At 72.3% G+C, this 22,974-nt stretch carries 18 protein-coding genes and 2 pseudogenes; 9 read left to right on the forward strand and 11 right to left on the reverse strand.

Annotated elements, in window-relative coordinates:
- Nucleotides 1-87: 87 nt before the first annotated feature.
- A pseudogene (locus ACMCNK_RS03195) lies at nt 88-630 on the forward strand (transposase family protein); the annotation flags it as partial.
- Between the two features lie 8 nt (nt 631-638).
- Here the strand turns inward: ACMCNK_RS03195 and ACMCNK_RS03200 are convergent.
- The gene (locus ACMCNK_RS03200) at nt 639-1,880 is read right to left on the reverse strand and encodes an IS110 family transposase (protein WP_412740737.1); all 1,242 of its coding nucleotides are present in this window, start codon (nt 1,878-1,880) and stop codon (nt 639-641) included.
- 317 nt (nt 1,881-2,197) lie between these two features.
- On the opposite strand from ACMCNK_RS03200, the pseudogene ACMCNK_RS03205 reads away from it, so the two are divergent.
- From ACMCNK_RS03205 to ACMCNK_RS03220, 4 genes and pseudogenes are all read left to right on the forward strand, one after another.
- Nucleotides 2,198-2,449, forward strand: a pseudogene (locus ACMCNK_RS03205) (transposase family protein); the annotation flags it as partial.
- 331 nt (nt 2,450-2,780) lie between these two features.
- On the forward strand, nt 2,781-3,122 hold the full coding sequence (locus ACMCNK_RS03210; protein WP_412734876.1) for a hypothetical protein: 342 nt from the start codon (nt 2,781-2,783) through the stop codon (nt 3,120-3,122).
- A gap of 300 nt (nt 3,123-3,422) precedes the next feature.
- Nucleotides 3,423-3,992 (forward strand): flavoprotein, encoded by a 570-nt coding sequence (locus ACMCNK_RS03215; RefSeq protein WP_412734877.1) that lies wholly within the window; start codon nt 3,423-3,425, stop codon nt 3,990-3,992.
- A 125-nt stretch (nt 3,993-4,117) separates the two neighbouring features.
- Complete coding sequence (locus ACMCNK_RS03220) at nt 4,118-4,573, forward strand: Imm1 family immunity protein (protein ID WP_412734878.1); 456 nt, start codon at nt 4,118-4,120, stop codon at nt 4,571-4,573.
- 133 nt (nt 4,574-4,706) lie between these two features.
- On the opposite strand, the gene ACMCNK_RS03225 is transcribed toward ACMCNK_RS03220, so the two are convergent.
- From ACMCNK_RS03225 to ACMCNK_RS03245, 5 genes are read right to left on the reverse strand one after another with little or no spacing between them, the layout of a single operon-like run.
- Nucleotides 4,707-6,434, reverse strand: a complete 1,728-nt coding sequence (locus tag ACMCNK_RS03225; RefSeq protein WP_412734879.1) for an ABC transporter ATP-binding protein — start codon at nt 6,432-6,434, stop codon at nt 4,707-4,709.
- 18 nt (nt 6,435-6,452) lie between these two features.
- Nucleotides 6,453-8,114 carry an ABC transporter ATP-binding protein gene (locus ACMCNK_RS03230; RefSeq protein WP_412734880.1) on the reverse strand — a complete coding sequence of 554 codons (1,662 nt, stop codon included), beginning with the start codon at nt 8,112-8,114 and terminating at the stop codon, nt 6,453-6,455.
- Nucleotides 8,115-8,122: 8 nt separating this feature from the next.
- Complete coding sequence (locus ACMCNK_RS03235; RefSeq protein WP_412734881.1) at nt 8,123-8,950, reverse strand: ABC transporter ATP-binding protein; 828 nt, start codon at nt 8,948-8,950, stop codon at nt 8,123-8,125.
- A 10-nt stretch (nt 8,951-8,960) separates the two neighbouring features.
- A complete protein-coding gene (locus ACMCNK_RS03240; RefSeq protein ID WP_412734882.1) occupies nt 8,961-10,028 on the reverse strand; it encodes a FecCD family ABC transporter permease in 1,068 nt (355 codons plus the stop codon).
- The gene (locus tag ACMCNK_RS03245) at nt 10,025-11,071 is read right to left on the reverse strand and encodes a FecCD family ABC transporter permease (RefSeq protein WP_412734883.1); all 1,047 of its coding nucleotides are present in this window, start codon (nt 11,069-11,071) and stop codon (nt 10,025-10,027) included. The genes ACMCNK_RS03240 and ACMCNK_RS03245 overlap by 4 nt, the downstream gene beginning before the upstream one ends.
- Nucleotides 11,072-11,172: 101 nt before the next feature.
- Between ACMCNK_RS03245 and ACMCNK_RS03250 the strand changes: the two genes are divergently transcribed.
- The 3 genes from ACMCNK_RS03250 (at nt 11,173) to ACMCNK_RS03260 (ending at nt 16,058) form a co-directional block, all read left to right on the forward strand.
- A complete protein-coding gene (locus tag ACMCNK_RS03250) occupies nt 11,173-12,216 on the forward strand; it encodes an iron-siderophore ABC transporter substrate-binding protein (protein WP_412734884.1) in 1,044 nt (347 codons plus the stop codon).
- A gap of 132 nt (nt 12,217-12,348) precedes the next feature.
- On the forward strand, nt 12,349-13,857 hold the full coding sequence (locus ACMCNK_RS03255) for a CehA/McbA family metallohydrolase (protein ID WP_412734885.1): 1,509 nt from the start codon (nt 12,349-12,351) through the stop codon (nt 13,855-13,857).
- A 149-nt stretch (nt 13,858-14,006) separates the two neighbouring features.
- Nucleotides 14,007-16,058, forward strand: coding sequence for a response regulator (locus ACMCNK_RS03260; protein WP_412734886.1), 2,052 nt, complete (start codon nt 14,007-14,009; stop codon nt 16,056-16,058).
- Nucleotides 16,059-16,077: 19 nt separating this feature from the next.
- On the opposite strand, the gene ACMCNK_RS03265 is transcribed toward ACMCNK_RS03260, so the two are convergent.
- Entirely contained in the window at nt 16,078-16,308 is a 231-nt protein-coding gene (locus ACMCNK_RS03265; RefSeq protein ID WP_412734887.1) for a hypothetical protein, read from the reverse strand.
- A 23-nt stretch (nt 16,309-16,331) separates the two neighbouring features.
- Between ACMCNK_RS03265 and ACMCNK_RS03270 the strand changes: the two genes are divergently transcribed.
- On the forward strand, nt 16,332-18,929 hold the full coding sequence (locus tag ACMCNK_RS03270; protein WP_412734888.1) for a tetratricopeptide repeat protein: 2,598 nt from the start codon (nt 16,332-16,334) through the stop codon (nt 18,927-18,929).
- Nucleotides 18,930-18,958: 29 nt separating this feature from the next.
- Here the strand turns inward: ACMCNK_RS03270 and ACMCNK_RS03275 are convergent, their stop codons facing one another.
- The 4 genes from ACMCNK_RS03275 to ACMCNK_RS03290 all read right to left on the reverse strand — a co-directional run bounded on the left by ACMCNK_RS03275 (nt 18,959) and on the right by ACMCNK_RS03290 (nt 22,582).
- Complete coding sequence (locus ACMCNK_RS03275) at nt 18,959-19,534, reverse strand: hypothetical protein (RefSeq protein WP_412734889.1); 576 nt, start codon at nt 19,532-19,534, stop codon at nt 18,959-18,961.
- Nucleotides 19,535-19,710: 176 nt separating this feature from the next.
- Nucleotides 19,711-20,514, reverse strand: a complete 804-nt coding sequence (locus ACMCNK_RS03280; protein ID WP_412734890.1) for an ABC transporter ATP-binding protein — start codon at nt 20,512-20,514, stop codon at nt 19,711-19,713.
- A complete protein-coding gene (locus ACMCNK_RS03285) occupies nt 20,511-21,563 on the reverse strand; it encodes a FecCD family ABC transporter permease (protein WP_412740738.1) in 1,053 nt (350 codons plus the stop codon). Before ACMCNK_RS03285 ends, ACMCNK_RS03280 begins: the two co-directional genes overlap by 4 nt.
- 65 nt (nt 21,564-21,628) lie before the next feature.
- Nucleotides 21,629-22,582 (reverse strand): ABC transporter substrate-binding protein, encoded by a 954-nt coding sequence (locus ACMCNK_RS03290; RefSeq protein ID WP_412734891.1) that lies wholly within the window; start codon nt 22,580-22,582, stop codon nt 21,629-21,631.
- Nucleotides 22,583-22,974 lie beyond the last annotated feature (392 nt).

The raw sequence follows: 22,974 nt of genomic DNA on the forward strand, positions 1-22,974 counted from the left end.
ACGTGGACCCCAGAGATCGATGAGGGCGAGGCTCCAGATAAGACAGCAGTCGACCAAGATCCGATGCCCCGACCGGGAGCCTCGCCTGTGCTGTCTTACCCGTCCACGATCTCGTTGTCCAGCCGGACCCTGAACCACCTCGCCGACCGCATCCGAGCGCACCGCAACCAGCAACGATCACGCTGGCGGCGCCTCAACCCAGGCCGGCAGGCACTGCTCGCCCTGGCTCAGCTACGCAACGGCGACACCTACACCCGGCTGGCCGCCGGATTCGAGGTCGGTGTCGCTACCGCCTGGCGGTACGTCCAGGAAGTAATCGCCCTGATCACAGCCGCCGCTGAGGACCTGGCCACGGCGATGGAGAAGATTCGCATGCTGGCGTACGCAATCCTGGACGGCACGCTCGTCCCGATCGACCGGGTCGCCGATCAGAAGCCGTACTACTCCGGAAAGCACAAGCGCCACGGCGTGAACGTGCAGGTCATCGCCGATGCGGCCGGCCGGCTCATCTGGGCTTCGCCGGCACTGCCGGGCTCGACCCACGATCTGACCGCAGCCCGAACCCACGGCATCATCGACGCGCTGACCAGGGCAGACGTGATGACCTTCGCGGACAAGACATCCGATGGGCGTAACTGTCAAGCAGCGACGGGCGCCGCGATCGGGAAGGCAGTCGTTTCTTGGTAGTGCTGGCGTGTCGTCAGGCAGTGGTGGAGGCAGCCGAGGAAGCGGTTGAACAGGTGGCGGAAGGCGGCGGCGTGACCGTCGCCGGTGGTTCGGCGCCGGTCGTAGTGGGCTCGCGCGCCGGGTGACTGGTTGAGCGCTGACAATCCCCAGGTGAAGCCAACCGCGGCGAGTCGATCGTTCTTGATCCGGCGTTGCGAGACGATCAGGCTGCGGCCGGAAGCGCGGGTCACCGGTGCTGCTCCGGCGAAAGCCTTTAACGATCGTGCATCGGTGAAGCGGGTGCGGTCGTCGCCGATCTCGCCCAACAGCCGTGCACCGGCCTGGGCTGCGATGCCGGGGAAGCTGGTGATGACCTCATAGTCCGGGTGCTGCTGGAACGCCGTCTCGACAGCCGCGGATAGGTGCTCGATGCTCGCGCATTCCGTGGTGAGTGTGGCCAGCAGCCGCAGTGCCTGCACGCCCATCGCGTGCTCGACGAGCGGGTCCTGACGCAGATGGGGCCGGCGCAGGATCGTGTGGAGCTCGCCGGCGACTTGGTCGATGTTGCGGGAGCGGCCGGCTCGGCGCAGCGCGGCGGCGATGCGGGCTTTGGACAGTGTGCGTGCTGCGGCGGGGGTCGGGGCGAGTTCGAGCAGGGCTCGGGTCAGCGGGGTGGCCAGGTTGCCGCTGCGGTTGGCGGCCGCCTCCAGCATCATCGGGTAGTACTCGCGCAGCAGCGACCGTAGTTCGTTGCCGGCTCGGGTGCGCCGCCACGTGGCGTCCTGGCAGGCGCGGGCGAGGACCGTGATGGAGCGGGCGAGTTCGGTGTCGGCGGGCAGTGGCCGGTGCACGTGCCGGTCGGTTCGCAGGATGTTCGCCAGCACGACCGCGTCGGCGTGGTCGGATTTCTTGCCCGATGCCGAGTAGCGTTCCCGGTAGCGGGCGACGGCCATGGGGTTGATCGGGTAGACCGGGCGGCCGGTGGCGCGCAGCGCGGCGACCAGTAGCCCTCGTGGGGTTTCGATCGCTACTGGGATCGGGCAGTCGCTGCTGTCGCCGGCTTCGGTCAGCATCGTCAGAAGCGTCTGGAACCCTTCGACGGACTCGGTGATACGCGCCTTCGCTACCAAGGCGCCGTCGTCGTTGATGAGGGCGATGTCGTGGTGCTTCTCTGCCCAGTCGATGCCGCACGTGATCTTCAATATGTCCTCCATGCCGGGGTTCGGGCTGGTCCTGGCCCGGATCGGGATCGCGCGGCGCCCTAATGGAAAGGCTCGATGGCCTGACATCCGATGAGCCGTCCTTGATCCCAGCGACCGGCACGGCTCCCCGTCTTACGTCGAGGGCTCCTGGCCCCGGATCACCGAGGGATGTTCCGTGCTGGCGGGCTCGAACCACGAACGAATCCAAGCGGACCCGATCTTGCCGAGCGGGCCGGGCCCTGGCCACAGCTCCCGCCTTATCAAGAGGCGTCGAGCGCCAGGGCTACCAAAGGAGTCGCGACAAACCCGACCCGCTCTGATCCCATTAGGGCTACCAAGGCGCTCGCGGCAGCGTGCGCACCCCGTTCAAACGGCGCCGCTACCGACCCAAGCTGTCACGACGGCAGAAGGTCGTGAACCGCGCCCACGCGAAGATCCGCGCCCGCGGGGAACGCGCGATCGCGACGCTCAAGACCTGGAAGATCCTGGCCAAGCTGCGCTGCTGCCCACGCCGCGCCTCCGCGATCGTGCAGGCCATCCTCGTCCTGCACTGCATCGAGTCCGGCCGCTACGCAGGATGAAAAAGGCTCAATCTTTCGGCCAGGCGGCGAGGCAACGTGCTTGCCGACCTCGCGACGGTAGGCCTTCAGAGACGGGACGCGGAGCAAGTCACGTACTTCGGGCGTGAGGCACTCGGTATTGCCCGGCAAACCCGCTCGGGGGTCGTTGGTCGTAAGCTGCATCTGCTGCAACGGAAGCTCAATCGCATGCTGGGCGAGCCCGGGATTCGACAGCTCAATGACGACATCTCGGCCCTTCGCTCGATGACCACGACCGCATAACTCGGAAGGGAATCCGTTGTCGAACTCGTTGGACGCTGGCCGAATTTTTCGACAGGCATGGATCGACGGTGTGAACAAGCATTATCCAGGAGAGCCGAAGGCTTCATACATCACGCCGTGGGAAGACACACCCGACTGGGAACGAAGCAGCGCCTCCGCCGTCTTCGGGCAAGTGCGTGACTTCATCATGATCAGCGATGGAAACACTCGCAGGCTGAGCCGTGTGCAGCGCGGGCGGTTTGTGGCCCTGTGCTGGATCACTCAGATTTACAAACACATTCCCGACCCAAAGCCCGCGTACGTCGCGGACTGGGACGACCTGCCGGACTGGCAGCGTGAGACTGATGCCGACATCTTTGATCGAATTGAGGAGTCGGTACTCAAAACAGGCGAGGCCCCGGCGCCCGGCTGAATCGCCCGGCCACATGCGCCGGCCTTTCCTTGGCCGGGTGCGGCTGGGTCTCGTTGCCTTGTTCGGGTGCGGCTTGGACCGACGTACGGCCGCAGAGGCTCATCGACGCCGACCGCTGAGGTGCGTCCGGACCGGCGCGCTCATCGGCGCGCGCCAGCGGATAACCCCAGAGAACGCGTTCTCGGGAGCTCCGCCGCGGTGCTCGCAGTCAGCCGGATTCGCGCTGCCCTTGAGCGTCAGGTCCGCCCTGTAGCACCGCCAGCCGTTGGACGCTTCAACGAGACGAGTGATGGAGCGGCAGTGCCGATTTCGGGTCAACTTGTGCTCTACGTGGTGGCATGCGGCGGGCGCCCCGCAGCCGACCTGCCAGCCTTCGTGACGCAGGCGCAGGCGGACGGTTGGCACGTCTGCGTCATCGCTACGCCGTCCGCCATGAAGTTCATGGACCTGAAGGCGCTCGCGGCCATCACCGGTCACCAGGTCCGCTTCGACTACAAACAGCCGGACGAACCTGATGTTCTCCCTTCCCCTGACGCGTACGTGGTCGCTCCCGCGACGTTCAACACGATCAACAAGATGGTGTCCGGGGCAAGTGACACGCTCGCGGTCGGAATGCTGAACGAGGCCATCGGCGTCCCGCTGCCCATCATCGCGGTCCCCACGCCGAACGTGGCGCTTGCCCGTCACCCGGCCTTCCGTGCCAGCGTGCAAGCGCTCCGATCCTGGGGCGTCGACTTGCTCTTCGATCCCAACCGCTATCCGCTGCCGACTCCGAACATGGGGCCGCCGGCCGCCGCACTCTTCCCGTGGTCTGATCTGGTCGCAGCGGTCAGCAAGCTCCGCAGAACGATCGACGTTGACGGAAGATAGGTTCCCTGATGGTGGCCGCAAAACCAAGTCGGCACGACATCTGTCACCTCCACGGGAGCGTTGTGGAAGCAGCCCGGCGTGCCACCGAAGTACCTCAAGCGATACCGCGGACGATGGAGGCCAGAATGATTTACGACGAGGGTTGGGGTGAGGCGAAAGCCATCGAAAGCTGTACGGTTTGGGCCGACCAGGATTTCGTGACGGTGACCTGCGCGGCGCATGCCGTTGACTATCTCGATGAGTTGAGCCGCGCCATCTGGCCAAATGGGGGGCGAGCAGTGACGCTGCAGGTTGGCCAGTGGCCGGACCTCGAGAATGCCCCGCTGCGCATCAGCATGGACTACGACGCGGGGCGCGCTGCCGTTCGGTGGGTGCCTGACGGTGGTTGGGGCGTGGAACCGAACGTGGCGCCGCACCATGAAGACCTGCATGTGTTGGTTGACTCGCACGAGCCTGTGGAAACCATCGCAGCGTGCAAGGCCCGGGTGACGCCGGGCGGCGTTCGGCGGGCCATGTGGGAGTACGCGACGACCGGCCAGCGTCCGAGCAGCCTGGAGTGGCGAGCCGAACTCGACGTCTGAGCGGCAGCGAACCGCTGCTGGAGCTGCGCCAACTGGACGGGAGAGCAATTGGTGGATCAGACCAAGGAGATCCCCACGCTAGCCAGGGAGATCTGCAGGAAGTCCGGTGATCTGGCATGCCCACCCCGATTTGCTACTCCGTCGGTCGGTGGTCCGACCAGGCTTGCCAGAGGGTCGCGTACGGGCCTCCGCGCTCGATCAGCTCGCGGTGGGCGCCCACCTCGACCACTTGACCGGCCTCCAGCACCACGATCCGGTCCGCGGTCACGGCCTGGGTCAGCCGGTGCGCCACGATCAGCGCGGTACGCCCCCGCAGCGCCGCTCCCGCGACCCGTTCCAGCAGCCGGGCGCCCGCGCTGCCCGCCTCGGCGGTCGCCTCGTCCAGAATGGCCACCGGCGGGTCGGCCAGAATCAGCCGGGCGAACGCGAGCTGCTGCGCCTGCGTGGCGGTCAGCACGTGCCCGCCCGCGCCCACCGCGGTGGCCAGCCCGTCCGGCAACTGCTCCACCCAGCCCAGCGCGTCCACCGCGGCCAGCGCGCCGCGCAGCTCGTCCTCGGTGGCGCCGGGCCGGGCCAGCCGCAGGTCGTCGGCGAGCGGCCCGGCGAACACATGCACCTCTTGCGTGATCAGGGCGACCTCGCCGGCCGGCACTGCCACGCGGCCCGCCGTGGGCGCGTGCACCCCGGCGATCACCTTGGCCAGGGTGGTCTTCCCGGCGCCGCTGGAACCGACCACGGCCACCCGCTCGCCCCGGCCGATGCGCAAGTCGATCCCGCGCAGCACCGGGCGGTGCGGGTGGTACGCGAAGTCCAGCCCTTCGACCAGTACGGCGTCAGGCCCCGCACTCGCGGCCGCCCGCGAGCGCGCGGGCGGGGCCAGGTCGGCGACCCCGACCAGACGGTCCAGACCGGACGAGGCTGCCTGCGCGTCGTCCACAAGCGCGAGCGCCACGTTGATTGGGCCGAACAGGCCGTGGAAGTACAACGCGGCCGCGGTGGCCGTACCGATGCTGACCGCGTCGCCACGGACCAGGAAGTAGCCCGTCGCCAGCACCGCGGCCAGCCCGGCGAACTCGGCGACGTGCAGCCGTGCGTAGAACCGGGTCTGCAACGCGACGCCGCGCAGCAACAGGTCGACGGCCTGCTGCGACCGGGCGGCGACCCGGCCCCGGTGTTCGTCGGCGATGCGTAGCGAGCGGATCGTCGGTGCGCCGTCGATCGTGGCGAGCAGGTGGTGCTGCTGCGCGGCGACGGCCACCCGCTGCCGGGCGTACAGCGGGACGGCGCGGCCGGCGTACCAGCGGACCGTGTACGCCTGCACCGGCACCGCGACCAGCGCCGCGACGAGGAAACGCCAGTCCAGCACCGCCATCCCGGCCAGCGTCAGCCCGATGGTGAACAGCGACCGGGCGAACTCGGGCAGCGCACTGCGGACCGCCTCGGCGATCACCGCGACGTCGTTGGTGACCCGGGAGGTGAGGTCACCGGCTCCGGCCCGTTCGACCTGTTCCAAGGGGAGGCGCAGGGCGGACTCGACGAACCGTTCCCGCAGCCTCGCCAGCATCCCCTCGCCGACCTGGGCGAGCACGGCGACGCCGAAGCCGGCCAGCGCGGCCTCGGTCACCGCGGCGGCGACTAGTCCGGCCCCGGCCACGACGATGCCGGTGGTGTCCGCGCCATGCGTCGCCAGGTCGACGATGTGGCCGAGCAGGGGAGGGGTGGCCAGGCCCGCCGCGGTCCCGGCGATCAGCAGCGCGAACGCCCCGGCCAGGCGGCCGCGGTGCGGCCGGGCCAGCACGCGCAGCAGGGCCCGGGTACGCCGCCCGGTGGCGGTCGGCAGCAGCAGGGTCTCAGCGGTCACGAGGCTCCCTCAAGAAGGTCACGAGAGGACGACCTCGCGGTAGATCGTGTCGGTGGCGACGAGGTCGGTGTGCTTGCCGCCGGCCCGTACGGCACCGTCGTGCACGACGATCACCCGGTCGGTGACCGCCAGCAGGGCCGGGCTCGTGGTGACCAGCACGGTGGTCCGCCCGTCGCGCATCGACCGCAGCCGACCGGCGATGCGGGCCTCGGTGACCGCGTCGACCGCGGTCGTCGGGTCGTGCACGACCAGTACGGCCGGTTCCGCGGCCAGCGCGCGGGCCAGCGCGATCCGTTGCCGCTGCCCGCCGGACAGCGAGCGGGCCCGGTCGTCCAGCACGGTGTCCAGGCCGTCCGGCAGCGTGCGGGCGACCTCGTCCGCCCCGGCGGTGTGCACCGCGGCGTCCACCGCCGCGGTGCGGGCGCGCCCGGACAGCGAGACGGCGTCGCGGACCGTACCGTCGAACAGGTCGGTGTGGTGCTCGGCGGCCAGCACCGCGGCGCGCAGCCGGTCGGGGGCCAGCGAGGCGAGCGCGGTGCCGTCGAGTTCGATCGTGCCGGTCGCCGGGTCGGTGGTCCGGCCGAGCAGGCGGACGAGCTGCGCCGCCTCGGCCGGGTCGGTGGTGACGACGCCGACGAGTTCCCCGGGTGCCACGTCGAGGTCGATGCCGCGCAGCGGGGCACTGTCCACGGCGCGTACGGTCAGCGCGCCCCGCACCGGCGTGGCCGGTGCGGCCTCGCCGCCCGGCACGGCGGCCGGGGTGTCCAGCACCGCGGCGATGCGCCTGGCCGATGCGCGGCCCTGGGCGAGGTCGGCGCCCACCCAGCCGAACGTCGACATCGGGCCGACCAGGAACTGGGCCAGGCCGACCGACGAGATGAGCTGGCCGACCGTGATGTCGCCGCGGGCCGCGAGGATCCCGCCGACCACCGCGATGACGGCCAGGAACACCCCGCTGAGCGTGAGCACCACACCCTGGTACGCGGCCTCGGCGCGGGCCGCGTGCACGGTCGCGGTCAGCGCGCTGCGGCTGCGCTGCCGGTACCGTTCGACCGCGGCGTCCTCGGCCCGCAGGCCCTTGAGTACGCGCAGGCCGCCGACCAGGTCGGCGGCGATGCCGGAGGCGTGGGCGCCGTGCTCCTGCTCGGTTTCGCTGCGGTCCTCCAGGGGCTTGCCTAGTACGCGGGTGAGCAGCATCAGCGGCGGCGTGCCGAGCAGCACCAGCAGCCCGAGCGGGATCGAGATGGACAGCAGCAGGGCCGCGGTGAAGCCGACCGCGGCGACGGCGGCCACGCCCGACGCGATCGCGATGGCGACCGCGCCGACCCGGGCGGCGTCGCTGGTGGCGATCGACACGAGCGCGCCGGGCAGCCGGTCCGCCTCGGCGCCGCCGCGATCGTGCAGGACGCGCCGGGTCACCCGCAGGCGCAGGTCGTGGGCGGCCTGCTCGGCGGCGCGTTCGCCGGTGAGCTCGCCGTACCGGTAGCTGTAGCTCAGGCCGATGTAGATGGCACCGAGGACGGCCAGCCACAGCATCAGGTCGTCGCCGCCACCGGCAACGGCCCGGTCGATGATGACGCCGATCAGGTACGGCACCGCGACCTCGCCGGCTTGGTGGCCGGTGACCAGCAGCGCGCTGAACGTGATGCGGCGCCGCTGCCCGCCCAGCGCGGCAGACATCATCCGGCTCACGCCGGTGCCCGGTCGGGAATGGCCTGGCCGGCGCGGCGGCGCTGGCGGCTGGCCGGGACCACCATCGGGGTGTCGGTCTCCGGGTCGTTCATCACCCGGCACGGCATGTGGAACACCGCATCCACCAGCTCCGCGGTCATCACTTCGGCGGGCGGGCCCTGGGCCAGGATCCGTCCGCCGCGCATGACGATCAGCTCGGTGGCGTACCGGCAGGCGTGGTTGAGGTCGTGCAGCACCGCGACGATCGTGCGGCCCTGCTCGTGCAGTTCGGCGCACAGGTCGAGCACCTCGAACTGGTGCGCCAGGTCCAGGAACGTGGTCGGCTCGTCGAGCAGCAGGATCGGCGTCTGCTGGGCCAGCGCCATGGCCAGCCACACCCGTTGACGCTGGCCGCCGGACAGCTCGTCGACGAACCGGTCGGCCAGCTCGGCGACCTCGGTGAGCCGCATCGCCTCGGCGACCGCGGCCTCGTCCTCGGCGGACCACTGCCGCAGCAGCCGCTGGTGGGCGAACCGTCCGCGGGCCACCAGCTCCTCCACCACGATGCCACCCGGTACGACCGGGGACTGCGGCAGCATCCCGAGCTGCTTGGCGACGTGCCGCGACGGGTACGCCTCGATCGCCTGCCCGTCCAGGTGGACCGTGCCGGACTGCGGTTTCAGCACCCGGGCCAGCGAACGCAGCAGAGTGGACTTGCCGCACGCGTTCGGGCCGACGATCACGGTGAACGACCCGTCGGTGATCCGTACGTCGAGATCGGTGACCACGACCCGCCGGTCGTACGACAGGGTCAGCGCGTCGGCGCGCAACCGCGCGTCGCTCATCGGTGTCTCCTCATCCGCCGGTGCGTCGGTCGTGGAACAGCAGCCAGGTCAGGTAGATGCCGCCGAGCGCGGCGGTGACGACCCCGACGGGGACGTCGTGGCCGGTCAGCGCGTGCTGTGCCACCCAGTCGGCGGCGCTGAGCAGGGCGGCGCCCATCAGCGCGGCGGGCAGGATCCCGGCGTGGGGCGAGCGGGTGAGCCGGGCCGCGAGCGGGGGAGCGGCCAGCGCGACGAACGCGATCGGTCCGGCCGCCGCGGTCGCTCCGGCCGCGAGGCCCACTCCGGCCAGTGCGAGCACGGCCCGGCTGCGTTCCACCGGTACGCCGTGCAACGCGGCGGTCTCGTCGCCCAGGGCGAGCATGTCGAGGTGGCGGCCGTGGTGCAGGACGATCGGCAGCAGCACGGCGACCGTGACGGCGACCAGCGCGACCTCGGTCCACCCTCGGCCGTTGACGCTGCCGATCAGCCAGAGCTGGGCGGCCAGCGCCTCGTCCAGCCGGCTGCGGTAGATCAGGTACGAGTTGACCGAGTCGAGCAGCGCGGACACCCCGATGCCCATCAGCACCAGCCGGAACGGCTGCACCCCGCGCCGGAACGCGAGCAGGTAGATGGCGACCGCGGTGGCGAGGCAGCCGGTGACCGCGCCGGCCGCGACCTGGATGCCGCCGCCGAGCAGCAGGATGACGACCAGGGCGCCGCTGGCCGCGCCGACGGTCAGGCCGACGAAGTCGGGGCTGCCCAGCGGGTTGCGGGTCAGGCCCTGGAAGATCGTGCCGCTGACGCCCAGCGCGACACCGACCAGCAGGGTGATCAGCACGCGCGGCAGCCGCAGCTCGTACACGATGAAGTCGGTGCCGGGGTCGCCCTGGCCGATCAGGCTGCGCAGCACGTCCGCGACCGGGACGGGGAAGTCGCCGGTGGACAGGCTGACCAGCGCGACGCTCAGCGCGATGAGCAGCAGCACGGTCCCGGTGATCAGCGCGCGCAGGTGCACCCGCAGCGAGAGGCGCCCGCCCGGGGCGCGCAGCACCAGGTGGTGGGCGCGGCCGGTGCGGCGTACCTGGAGGCCGGCGGTCACAGGACGCTCAGCCGGCGACGGCGGCACAACGCGATGAACAGGGGCGCGCCGAGGAACGCGGTGACCACGCCGACCGGCAGTTCGGCCGGGGCCACCAGGACCCGCCCGGCCACGTCCGCGGCCAGCAGCAGGGTGGGGCCGAGGACCAGCGAGTACGCGAGGATCCAGCGATGGTCCGAGCCGGTGAACAGCCGGGCCGCGTACGGCACGGCGAGCCCGAGGAACCAGATCGGCCCGCAGGCCGCGGTGGCGCCGCCGCACAGCAACGTGATCGTGATCATGCCGAGGGCCCGGATCCGGCCCGGCCGGGCGCCCAGCGCGGTGGCCGAGTCGTCGCCCATGCTCAGCGCGTTGAGCTGCCGGCCCAGTGTCACGGCGAGCAGGATGCCGGCCACCAGGAACGGCATGACCTGCAGGACCGTGGCGGTTTCCCGGTCGGCGAGCGAGCCGACGTCCCAGTGCCGGTACCGGTCGAACGCCTCGCGCCGGGTCACCAGCACCGCCCAGACACCGGCGCCGAGCACCGCGGTGAGCGAGACGCCCGCGAGGACCTGGCGTTCCGGGGTGGGTGCGCGGCCGGAGCCGCCGAGCGCGAACACCGCGCCCGAGGTCAGCGCGGCCCCGGCGAAGGCGAACCAGACGTAGCCGGTGGCGCTGCCGATGCCGAGGAACGCGATGGCGAGCACGACCCCGGTGGCGGCGCCGAGGTTGACGCCGAGCAGGCCCGGCTCGGCCAGCGGGTTACGGGTGAGCGCCTGCATCACGGTGCCGGCCAGGCCGAGCGCGGCGCCGACGCCGAGCCCGAGCAGCGTCCGGGGCAGCCGGAGCTGGTGCACGATCACCGCGGACGGCGAGCCGTCGTCGTGCCAGAGCACCTGCCAGACGGTGCCGGCGCCGATCCAGCGGCTGCCGACCGCGATGCTCAGGCCCACCGCGAGGGCCAGCGCGGCGAGCCCGGCGACCAGACCGGCCCCGCGCCGCCCGGTGCGCGACAGCGTGTCGCGCGACGTCGTGGCCGGGCGTACGGCCGTGGTGGGGGTCAAGGTGACCTCCGTCCGTCCGCGTCGCGTGATTAGGTGAGGCTAACCTACACTCCCGGCAGAGGTCACCGCCCCGGGGGCCTCGTACCCAGAGAGGATCAGCCGTGCGGCTACCTACATTCCGGCGGACCGCCGCCGTGGCGGCGACCGGGCTCCTGCTGCTGCTGGCGGCCTGCGGCGGCAAGGCGGAGTCCCCGGCAGCCCCCGCCGGCCAGGCGGCGTCCGGCGCCTTCCCCGTGTCCCTCGCCCACAAGTACGGCACCACCGAGATCAAGTCCGAGCCGAAGCGGATCGTCGTGGTGGGCCTCGTCGAGCAGGACGCCCTGCTCTCGGTCGGCGTGGTGCCGGTCGCCACCACGGAGTGGTTCGGCCAGAAGCCCGGCGCCATCTGGCCGTGGGCGCAGGCCGCGCTCGGTGGCGCCGCCAAGCCGCAGGTGCTCACGAACACCGACGGCCTGCAGTTCGAGAAGGTCGCGGCGCTGCGTCCCGACCTGATCCTCGGCGTCTACTCCGCACTGACCGCTGAGGACTACGCGACACTGTCGAAGATCGCGCCGACCGTGGCGCAGCCCCAGGACACGGTCGACTACGGCGTCTCCTGGCAGGACCTCACCCGTACGGTCGGCACGGCCGTCGGCCGCAAGGCCCAGGCCGACAAGGTCGTGGCGGACGTCGAGGCGAAGTTCGCCGCGGTCCGCACCGCGAACCCCAGGTTCGCCGGCGCGACCGGCCTGATGGCCACCACGTTCGAGGGCTACTACGTGTACGGCCCGCAGGACTCCCGCGGCCGGCTGCTCACCGACCTGGGTTTCAAACTGCCCGACGGGCTGGCCGCGGTCACCGGCAAGGAGTTCGGCGCGAACCTGAGCCGCGAGCACACCGACATGCTCGACACCGACGCCCTGATCTGGCTGGTCGACGACTACGCGAAGGACAAGGCGAAGGTGCAGGCGGACCCGCTCTACGCCAAGCTCGACGTGAAGACCCAGGGCCGGGACGTCTTCCTCGAGAACAACGAGCTCGTCGGCGCGGCCACGTCGTTCGTCACACCGCTGAGCCTGCCCTACCTGCTCGACAAGCTGGTGCCGCAGCTGGCCGCCGCGGTCGACGGCAACCCGGCGACCGCGGTGCAGCGGGCCGCCGCCTGACGATCCGGGTGACCGGTGGCCGCATCCCGCGGTCACCGGCATCCGCGTCAGCCGGGGGGTGGAGACCCGGGCGGCCACGGACTAGCATCGACAAAAGTCGATCGCGTCCCACCATCCGGAATGGACCCCGCCATGACCTCGGACCGCGACCAGCCCCGACCGGCCGTCCGCCGCCGCGACGTGTTCCGCCTCGGCGGCGCGGTCGCCCTCGGCGGCCTGCTCCCGATGCTGCCCGCCCGGGCCGCCCGCGCCGGCGCGCCCGACCCGGGCTCCACGACCACCACGTTCACGGGCCATTCCCCGGCCGGGTTCGACCAGTGGGCCTACGTACCGTTCCACGTGCCTGACGGGGTGAACCGGATCTCGGTGAGCCGGACGTTCCACCCGTTCGTGCTCGTCCCCGGCCTGCTGGAGAACGTGCTCGACATCGGCATCTTCGGTGCGGCCGGGTGGTTCGCCGGCGACGAGGCCGGATTCCGCGGCTGGTCCGGCGGCGCCCGCAGCTCCTTCACGCTGTCGGCCTCCGACGCGACCCCGGGATATCTGGCCGGCCCGATCGTGCCGGGCACGTGGGCGGTCGCGCTCGGCCCGATCGTGTACGACCCGCGCGGCATGGACTGGACGGTCGAGGTCACGCTGGAGTTCGGCCCGCCCGGGCCCGCGTTCGAGCCGTCACCGGCGCCCGCGCAGGCAACCGGGCGAGGGCCGGGCTGGTACCGCGGCGACATGCACCTGCACACCGTCCACTCCGACGGCCAGCGCACCCCGGACCAGCTCGTCGCCGACGCCCGCGCCCGCGGCCTGGACTTCGTCGCCTCGACCGAGCACAACACCCGCGCGGCGAACCAGATCTGGGGCCGATCCGCCACCGACGACTTGCTGATCATCGGCGGCGAGGAGGTCACCACCCGGCACGGGCACTGGCTCGCCCTGGGCCTGCCCCCCGACCGCTGGATCGACTGGCGGTACGGGCCCGGCGAGGGACAGTTCGCCGCGTACGCCGACACGGTCCGCGCGGGCGGCGGCATCGTGGTCGCCGCCCACCCCAGTTCGCCCGGGCCCGGCTCGACGTGGGAGTTCGGCTACGACCACGTCGACGGCATCGAGGTGTGGAACGGCCCGTGGTCGCTCGACGACACCAACTCGGTCCGCATCTGGGACGGGCTGCTGCGCGACGGGCGCCGCGTCGCCGCGCTCGGCAACAGCGACGCGCACGGCCCCGCGGACGTCGTCGGCCTGCCGCAGACCGTGGTGTACGCCTCCGAGCTATCGCGCTCAGCGATCCTGGCGGGGGTGCGGGCGGGTCGCTCGTACCTGGCCGAGTCGGCCGACGTGACGCTCGACCTGACGGCCGCGGCGGGCGGCCGGGTGGCCGGGCCGGGCCAGGCGCTGCCGGTCGGTGACGACACGGTCGACGTGACGGCCCGGGTCGCCGGGGTTCCCGGCTGCACCGTCTCCCTGCACACCGGGCGCGGGCAGGTGGCCGTCGGCCTCGTGGGCCGGTCCGGCGCCGGCGTGGTTACGTGGCGTACCCGCGGCGCCGACGCCGGTTTCGTGCGGGCCGAGGTGCTGCGACCGCAGCCGAGTTCGACCACGCTGACCACCATGGCCGCGCTCAGCAATCCCGTCTGGCTCAGCTGACGCTCGTCGACGCTGCGTGACGGTGGCCGACCACGTTCCGTGCCAGTGGCCGGAGGTTCGGCCGCGGAGCCGGGCGCGCGCCGGGCCCCGCGGTAGCAGTTCCGCCAACCCGAGCCTCCGGGTCCGCGCAGGCTGGAATAGTTACGGACATGACGGCGATGGCACACTCCCGCCGGTACGCGCTGGCGGATCTCGCGCGCAGCCTCGATCAGGCTTCCACCGACACCCGGACCGTGCGCGAAACGGTGATCCGCGCCGCGGTGCAGATGGTCGGCGACGGCGCCGGGATCGCCCTGCTCGACAGCGACGGCCGGTACGACGCGATCACGTTCCATCACCCGGACTCCGGCCTGCGCCGGATGCTGGCCGACGCGCTCGACCGGTGCGGCGCGCCGCCCGGGGACGGCCACTCCACCACGATGATCGCGACACGGCAGCCGATCGTCCTGTCGCCGCTGGCCCCGGACCAGGCCAGCGACCTGGCCGGTACGCCATCGCAGCGGCCGGACGCCCTCGGCGTCCACGCCGCCGTGCTGTGCCCGGTCGTCGTCGATGACGCGTACGTCGGCTACCTGCTGGTGGTGCGCACCGACCCGGACGGCACGTACGGGGCCGGTGACGTCGAGCTCACCCGCGACATCGCCGGGGAACTGTGCCTGGCGTTGTCGTCGGCCCAGTCGCTGGAACGGCTGCGGGCCAGCGAGCAGCGGTACCGCCGCGTCCTGGAGACCATTCCCGAGGGCGTCGTGCAGCTCGACGCGGACGGGCTGGTGACGTACGCGAACGAGCCGGTCGGTGTGACCCTGGGCCTGCCCGGCAGCCAGCTCGTCGGGCTGCCGATGCACGGCTTCCTGGACGACCGCGGCCAGGCCGAGCTGTCGCGGCGCCTGGTGGAGAGCCAAGCCGGGCGGGCGACCGTCGGCGCGGCGCAGCTCATCCGGGCCGACGGTTCACGCCGCCGGGTCCGGATCGGCATGGTGCCGCAACCCGACGACCCGGACCAGGCCGGCGGATCGCTGTGCATCATCACGGACACCACCGACCAGGTGGACGCCCGCAGCCTCAAACGGCAACTCGACCACCTGCGGCGGCTGGACAGCCTCGGCCAGCTCATCGGCGGGATCTCGCACGACTTCAACAACCTGCTGACCGTGGTCGCCGGATCCGCCGAGATGATCGCGTCGGGGGTCGAGCCGGACTCGCCCGAGCATCAGCTCGCCATGGACATCGTGCGCGCCGCGGCCACCGGGCGGACGCTGACCCACCAGCTGCTCGCGTTCGGGCGGACCGACGGGCACCGGCCCGAAACCGTGCCCGTGCCCGACCTGCTCAACGAGGTGCAGGCGCTGCTGAGCCGTACGCTCGGCGAGCACATCAGCCTGGAGATCGCGTTCGGCCCCGACACCCGCCCGGTGCGCGCCGAACGCGGCCCGCTCGGACAGGCGCTGGTCAACGTCGCCGCCAACGCGCGCGACGCCATGCCGCACGGCGGCGTGTTGCGGGTGACCGCCAGCAACCTCGAACTGAGCCCGGGCGACCTGGCCGGCAGCACCCTCACCGGGCCGGTGGTGTGCCTGACACTGGCGGACACCGGGGTCGGGATGAGCGAGGAGACCCGGCGTCGCGCGTTCACACCGTTCTTCTCGACCCGCGCGACCTCCGCCGGGCTGGGCCTGGCCACCACGGCGGGAATCCTGCGCAGCATGGGCGGCGCGATCACGCTGGAGTCGCAACCGCGCATGGGCACCACGGTCCACCTGTACCTGCCCGCCATGGTGGAACCGGCCGACCGGGAGAGCACCGGGCCGGCCACCGTCACTGCCGTCCAGGAGGTGCTGGTCGTGGAGGACCAGCCGGACGTCGCCCGGCTCGTCGAGCGTCTGTTGCAGCCCGCCGGGTACACCCTCACGGTCTCCACCGACGCCCGCCACGCCGTCCGGCTGGTGCAGGCCGGCGCCGAGCCGGACCTGCTCATCACGGACGTCGTGATGCCCACCATGACCGGGCCCGAGCTCGCCGAACAGATGCGTACGCACCGCCCCGGCCTGCCCGTCGTCTACATGTCCGGCTACACCGCCGCCGCACTCGGACCGCAGGTCCAGCTGGACGCCAACAGCGTGCTGCTGGAGAAGCCGTTCACCCGCTCGGCGCTGTTCGACGCGATCGCCCGCCTCACCGGTACGACGCCGACCCGCTCCTGAGCGCCGCGGTCCTGGGGTTTCACCGCCGCCGCCGGACCCAACGCCGTACCCGGTGCGCCAGCACGGGTACGGCGATCACGAATCCGATCAGCGCGGTGGCGAAGCGCAACGCGATGGTTGCCTCGGGCAGGCGAGCCCACCCGGCGTGGATCCAGTCGAGCCACATCTGATGTTCCTTTCCGCAGATGACGATGCGATCCACGTTCGCCGTCACGCCGTCCGGCCCGATCCAGTTCTGGACACTGGACACCCCCACCACTGCCGGGAGACGCGATGACGGCGCAGGAGCACGACGACGAGCTACGCGGGCACCTGCGGCGGCTGCACACACTGGCCGGCGGCCCCACCATCGCGAGCCTCAAGGAGCACGCCGACCGGTGCGGCCACAGTGTCAGCAGATCCGCGCTGGCCGAGGTGAACAGCGCCGGCAGCGCGGGCGGGAAACGCTGGGCGACCGTGGACGCGTTCATCGACGCCTGCGCCGGGTACGCCGCGAGCCGCCGCCGGCCACTGTCCCCAGAACAGATCGACAAGCTGACCTGGCGGGCCCGGTTCGACGCCGCCCAGCGCGGCCCGCGACCGGCGCCCCGTCCCGGCAAGGGACGGCTCGTGGGGCGGATCCCGCCGCAGGCGCAGTGCTTCCACGGGCGACCCGAGTCCGCCGAACTCGCCTCGGCGTCGCCGTCCGCGCAGGCGCGCGTACTGGCCGGGCTCGGCGGTGTCGGCAAGACACAGCTCGCCGCCGCGCACGCCCGCGCCCGGCTGGCCGCCGGTGACCTGGTGGTGTGGGTGGACGCCGCGTCCCGCGACGCGATCGTCTCCCGGTACGCCGACGCCGGGGCTCAGGTCGCGGACGCCGACGCCGCCGACCCGCTGCGGGCCGCGGAGCGGTTCCTGGCGTGGCTGGCGACCGCCGACCAGCCGTGGCTGGTGGTGTTGGACGACCTCACCGACCCGGCCGACCTGAAGGACCTGCGGCCACCCGGGGACGTCCCCACCGGACAGACCCTGATCACCACGCGGCTCCGCGACACCGCCCTGGCCGGGGTCGGAGGTCCGCGCCTGGAGGTGGACGTGTTCGCCACGGCTGAGGCCGAGGCGTATCTGCGCGCCGCGCTGCCGCAGCGGCTCGCCGACGACGTCGCGGGCGTGGCCGCCGACCTGGGACGGCTGCCGCTGGCGCTGGGCCAGGCCGCCGCGTACATGACCGACCTGGACCTCGACTGCTCCGGCTACCGGCGCCGCTTCGCCGACCGCAGCCGGCAGATGCACGAGCTGTTCCCGACCGCCGATCGCGTGCCCGACGACTATCTGCGGACCGTGCCGGTGACCTGGTCACTGTCGATCGAGGCCGCCGACCGGGCCCGGCCCGCCGGCCTGGCCCGGCCCCTGCTGGAGCTGGCCGCCCTGCTCGACGCGGGCGGCGTACCCGCCGCGGTGTTCGCCACCGGCGCCGCCCGCAACTGGCTCGGGTACGCTCGCGCGGCCGGCACCGACGACCGGTGGCCGGAGGTCGACGCCGACGAGGTACGCGACGGGCTGCGGCAGTTGCACCTGTTCAGCCTGGCCACCGCGGACGACGGGCTGGTCCGGGTGCACGACCTCGTCCAGCGTGTCGTCCGCGACCGCATGCCCGCCGACCACCTGGCCGCGGTCGCGTGGGCGGCGGCGGACGCGCTCGTCGACGTCTGGCCGGGCGGCGGCCGCGAACCCGAGCTGGGCGCCCGTCTGCGTACCAACGCCGACGCGTTGACCCGGCACGCCGACGAGCAACTGTGGACCGTTGACGAGTATCACCCCGTGCTGGCGGTCACCGGCATGAGCCTGGCCGAGATCGGCCAGGTCACCGTGGCCGCCGCCCACTTCCACCGGCTGCATGCCACGGCCGCGGACCGGCTGGGCGCCGAGCATCCGTGCACGCTGGCCGCGCTCGGCAACCTCGCGCTGTGGCAGGGCGCCAGCGGTGACCTGCGGAGCACGGCCAACGCGGAGCAGCTTGTCGCCGCCCGGCGCCGCGTGCACGGTCTGCGCCATCCCGCCACGCTCACCGCACGGCACACCCTCGCCCGGCAGAGGATGCTCGCCGGGGACACCACCCAGGCGCTGGCGGACCTTGAATCGCTGCTCAGCGACCGGGTGGCGATCCTCGGCGCGAGTCACCCCGACACGCTCACGACCTGGCACAATCTTGCCGCCTGCCGGGGCGAGGCCGGCGACGCCGCCGGCGCGGTCACCGAGCTGACCGCGGTGCTCGCCGACACCTGCCGGTTCCTGGGAGAGGAACATCCCGACGCCCTGAGCACCCGCCACGAGCTGGCCCGGTGGCGCAGCATCGCCGGTGACCCGGCCACCGCCGCCGCCGAGTTCGCCGACCTGCTGGCCGTACGTGAACGGGTGCTCGGACCGGACCACCCGCACACGCTGATCACGCGCAGCGAACTGGTCCACGCCACCGCGCGGGCCGGAGACCTCGCCGGGCCTGCCGACGCGTTCACCTCGTTGCTGGCCGACCAGGTGCGGATCCTCGGTCCCGATCACCCCGACACGCTGCGGACCCGGCTGAACATCGCCGACGCGCATGCGGCGGACGACCCGGGGCCGGGCGTCGTCGCGGAGTTGGAGACTCTGCTCGACGACGTGGTCCGTACGCTGGGTCCGCATCACCAGCTCGCCGCCCAGTCCGCGCTGCTGCTCGCACTGTTGCGTGCGGACGAGGACCTGACGATGACCGTCCCCGGTGAACTGTGGCACGCCTGCCGGCGCGCGCTGGGCCCCGAGCATCCCGACACCCGTGCGCAGGGAGCGCTGGTCGACGCGCTGCGCGACGTGCGGAACCGCCCTGTCCCGCCGACCCCGGCCCAGAGCCCGTGAGCGGTGGGCCGGGCCGGCGGGTGGACCGGTCAGTACCAGCCGGTGGACTGGCTGTGGTGCCACGCTCGGCAGGGGCTGCCGTAGCGGCCGTCGATGTAGCGCAGGCCCCACAGGATCTGGGTGGCCGCGTCGGTCTGCCAGCTGGTGCCCGCGGAGCGCATCTTCCGGCCGGGCAGCGCCTGCGGGATGCCGTAGGCGCGAGTCGAGGAGTTCTTGGCGGTGACACGCCAGTGACTCTCGCGGGTCCAGAGCTTGACGAGGCACTTGTACTGCTTTGTGCTCCAGCCGCGGGCGGAAACCATCTCCCTGGCGACCGCCTTGGCTTCGCGCGGTGTGGCCACCGCGTGCGCCTTGGGGGATTTACGCGCGGAAGGCGCCTTGCGGGGGGTCTTGTGGTGTGCGGTCGCCGTGGCGCGGTGCGCGGCGGCGTGACCGGCGGTGTTCGCGGCGGCCGCTGAGGCCGGAGGTACGAGGGCGACGCATGCGCCGACGAGGGCGACGGTGACACCGTGCCGCAGGCGCTTGTTGGTACGGGCGGGACCACTGTGCTGGCCGCGGTCCGGGTGATGCGTTCCGGTGCGGCGGCGCGTATGTCGGTCAGCCATGCTGGTTCTCCTCACGTCGGGCTCGCCGCAGGACGAGCCTGGGCATCCGACCTGACCCATCGGCAGGCCAGCCGGGGACCCGAGGTGAGACGACTTACCTTGACAAGCTCGCCGAGCGGATTCCCTTGCCCGGAAAGCGTTTTCCGATCGAGGCAGGCGAGAGATACCTCACCGGCTCAGGGAGCCGGCGCCCGCACCGGGACGACCAGCGGGCCGTGTTCGCCGTCGATCACGCGTACGCGCGCACGGTAATGACGCGCGAGTAATTCCTCGGTGAGCACCTCGTGCGCCGCGCCGCTGGCCGCGACCAGCCCGTCCGCGAGTAGCACCAGACGGTCCGCGTATTCCCCGGCGATCGACAGGTCGTGCATGGTGGCGACGACCGTGAGTTGCCGTTGCTTGCGCAGGTGGTCGACCAGCTCCAGCACCTCCTGCTGGTGGCCGATGTCCAGCGCGCTGGTCGGCTCGTCCAGCAGCAGCACGGTCGCGCCCTGCGCCAGCGCCCGGGCGAGGAACACCCGCTGCCGCTCACCACCGGACAACGTGGACAACTGCCGCCCGGCGAACCCGGCCAGATCGAGCTGCTCCAGGACCGCGTGCGTGGCATCGAGGTCGGCCGCCGACTCGCGGCCCAGCGGCGCAATGTACGGCGTACGCCCGAGCAGGACGTAGTCCAGCACCGCCATGCCCGCGGGAACCACAGGTGACTGCATGACCGTGGCCACCATCCGGGCGCGGTCGCGGCGGCGCAGCCGTTCGCTGGGCGACCCGAGCAGCCGCACCGACCCGGTGTACGGCAGCAAGCCCCCGACCGCCCGCAACAGCGTCGACTTGCCGGCGCCGTTCGGGCCGATGACCGTCACCCACTCGCCGGTGTGGACGGTCAGGTCGACGCCGTGCAGGATCCCCGCGCCGCCCAGCGACACGTGCAGCCCGGCGACCTCGACGGCCGGCGGTGATGCGGCGGCGGCCGGTGTCATGCCGCCTGCCGGGCCGTGCGCAGCACCAGTACGAAGAACGGCGCCCCGACGAACGCGGTCACCACCCCGATGGGTATCTCCGCGGGCGCCGCGACGGTCCGCGCCACCAGGTCGGTGAGGGCGAGGAACGCCGCACCGAACAGCATCGACAACGGCAGGATCACCCGGTAGCTGGACCCGGCGAGCAGACGAACCGTGTGCGGCACGATGATGCCGACGAAACCGATGAGCCCGGAGACCGACACCGCCGCGGCGGTGCCCAGCGACGCCGCCGCGATCAGTACGTACCGCGAGCGTTGCGGGTGCAGGCCCAGGCTGGCGGCCTCGTCGTCGCCGACCGACAGCACGTCGAGCTCCCGGCGGTGCAGCAGCACCACGACGGCCGTCACCACCGCGTACGGCAGCAGCACGAGCACATCGTGCCAGCCGCCGGTGGCCAGCCGCCCCAGCAGCCAGGAGTACACCTCCTGGATGGCGTCCGCGTGGCGCTGCAGCAGGTACGTCTGCCCGGCCGCGAGGAACGCCGACACCGCCACACCGGCCAGGATCAGCGTCGCCGGTGAACGGTCCCGGCCGCCGGCCACCCCGAGCACGTACGTCAGCACGACCGCGCCGAGCGCCCCGGCGAACGCGGCGATCGGCACCGTGACCGGCAGCCCCGAGGTGACGCCGCCGGTCTGGCCGACCCGCATCGTGATGACCGCGGTGACGCCCAGCCCGGCCCCGGCGGCGACCCCGAGCAGGTACGGGTCGGCCAGCGGGTTACGGAACACCCCCTGGTAGCAGCCTCCGGCCAGGGCCAGCATCGCGCCGACCAGCAGGCCCAGCACCACCCGGGGCAGCCGGAGCTGGGTGACGATCGCGGCTTCCCGCGCGTTGAGTCCGCTGTCGAGGTGCACGCGCGGGATGAGGTCGAGCAGTTCCGCGGCGACCCCGCCCGGGGGCAGGCTGACCGGCCCCAGGGACAGCCCGGCGATCGCGGCGAGCAGCACCGCGAGCACGCCGAGCAGCACCCAGCGGGCCCGCAGGCGCCCGGGCCGGTCCGGCACACGTACGCCGGCCGCGCTCGGCGGGCCGGCGGACGGCGCGCGTCCCGGTGCCGGGCGCCGGGCCACTAGCCGGCCTTGGTGGTGGAGGTGACGATCGTGCGGAGCAGGTCGACGACGCGCGGGCCCCACCGGGAGGCGATGTCGTCGTCCAGGCCGACGATCTGGTCCTTGGTCACGGCGGTCACGTTCGACCATCCGCTGCGCGCCTTGACCGTGGCCGGGGACTGCCCGCAGCACTTGGTGTCGGCCAGGAAGACGTAGTCCGGGTTCGCCTTGACGATGAACTCCTCGGACAGCTGCGGGTAGCCGCCCTTGGCGCCGTCGGCGTCGGCCGGGTCGGCGATGTTGGTGAGCCCCGCCATGGTGAACAGCGAGCCGACGAACGTCTTGGACGTGACCGAGTACAGCTCCTTGCCGAGCTCGTAGTAGTACGTCGGCTTCGTCGCACGCTGCGGCACGGTCGTGATGATCTGGGCGATGTCCGACTTCATCTTGTCGACCACGGCCTTCGCCTCGGCGGGGTGGCCGGTGAGCGTGCCGAGATCGCCGGTCTGCCGGTACGTGTCGTCCAGCGTCACCGCGGCGGGCGCCAGGAACACCGGGATCTTCAGCTGGGTGAGCTGGTCCACGATCTTGTTGAGATCGTTGGAGATCACCACGAGGTCGGGGTTCTTGGCCGCGATGGCCTCGGCGTTCGGCTGGAAACCGGACAGATCGCCCTTCGGTGCCTCCGGCGGGTAGTTGCTGTTCTCGTCCACGGCCGTGACCTGCTTGCCCGCGCCGATCGCGAACAGCATCTCGGTCGCGGTGGGCGACAGCGAGACGATCTTCTCCGGCCGCGCGGCCAGCGTGACCTTGCCCACCGTCACCGGGAAGCTGGCCGCCGGTGCGCCGCTGGTGGCCGGGCTGCCGGCCCGGTCAGCCTTCGTGTCTCCGGAGCAGCCGGCGGTCAGCGTCAGCGCCGTGACCGTCAGCGCGGACAGCGCGACGGCCAGCGCGCGTGGGGCGCGTGTGAGCATTCTTCCTCCTGTCGGCCGAGGAGGGCTGAGTGCATCGCCGACAGAGCAGGGGACCCCGTCCGCGAGGCGCCCTTCCTCGAAAGCGCTTGTCGCGACGGCACCGCAGGCGGCCTGGCTCGTCCGCCGTCGGTCCGCCGCGCGGGGCGGCGGGCGAGGCGGCATCACAGTTGCGGGACAGCACCGGGTTGGTCACCGGCTTCGCTGCGGGGCAGTCCGGTAGACCGTAACCCACCGCCGTTGCGCGGCTTGCACCGCAGGTCAGGGTAGCCGCGCACCGCATCGTCGCGCGGCAACGCGCCCCGGTCGCTGCGGCCGACCCGCTTCGACCGCTCCCGCCGCCGACCCTGACACCCGCGCGTGCGCCGCGGGTCAGCACGTGCCGGGTGAGCCGG

It is taken from the genome of Krasilnikovia sp. MM14-A1259 (assembly GCF_047159535.1).
Lineage (GTDB): Bacteria > Actinomycetota > Actinomycetes > Mycobacteriales > Micromonosporaceae > Actinoplanes.

Bases quoted from the DNA above. Each gene is read 5' to 3' on its own strand.
- ACMCNK_RS03200 (WP_412740737.1), bottom strand. From the start codon at position 1,880: ATGGAGGACATATTGAAGATCACGTGCGGCATCGACTGGGCAGAGAAG.
- ACMCNK_RS03220 (WP_412734878.1), top strand. From the start codon at position 4,118: ATGATTTACGACGAGGGTTGGGGTGAGGCGAAAGCCATCGAAAGCTGT.
- ACMCNK_RS03230 (WP_412734880.1), bottom strand. From the start codon at position 8,114: ATGTCTGCCGCGCTGGGCGGGCAGCGGCGCCGCATCACGTTCAGCGCG.
- ACMCNK_RS03235 (WP_412734881.1), bottom strand. From the start codon at position 8,950: ATGAGCGACGCGCGGTTGCGCGCCGACGCGCTGACCCTGTCGTACGAC.
- ACMCNK_RS03255 (WP_412734885.1), top strand. From the start codon at position 12,349: ATGACCTCGGACCGCGACCAGCCCCGACCGGCCGTCCGCCGCCGCGAC.
- ACMCNK_RS03260 (WP_412734886.1), top strand. From the start codon at position 14,007: ATGACGGCGATGGCACACTCCCGCCGGTACGCGCTGGCGGATCTCGCG.
- ACMCNK_RS03270 (WP_412734888.1), top strand. From the start codon at position 16,332: ATGACGGCGCAGGAGCACGACGACGAGCTACGCGGGCACCTGCGGCGG.
- ACMCNK_RS03275 (WP_412734889.1), bottom strand. From the start codon at position 19,534: ATGGCTGACCGACATACGCGCCGCCGCACCGGAACGCATCACCCGGAC.
- ACMCNK_RS03280 (WP_412734890.1), bottom strand. From the start codon at position 20,514: ATGACACCGGCCGCCGCCGCATCACCGCCGGCCGTCGAGGTCGCCGGG.
- ACMCNK_RS03290 (WP_412734891.1), bottom strand. From the start codon at position 22,582: ATGCTCACACGCGCCCCACGCGCGCTGGCCGTCGCGCTGTCCGCGCTG.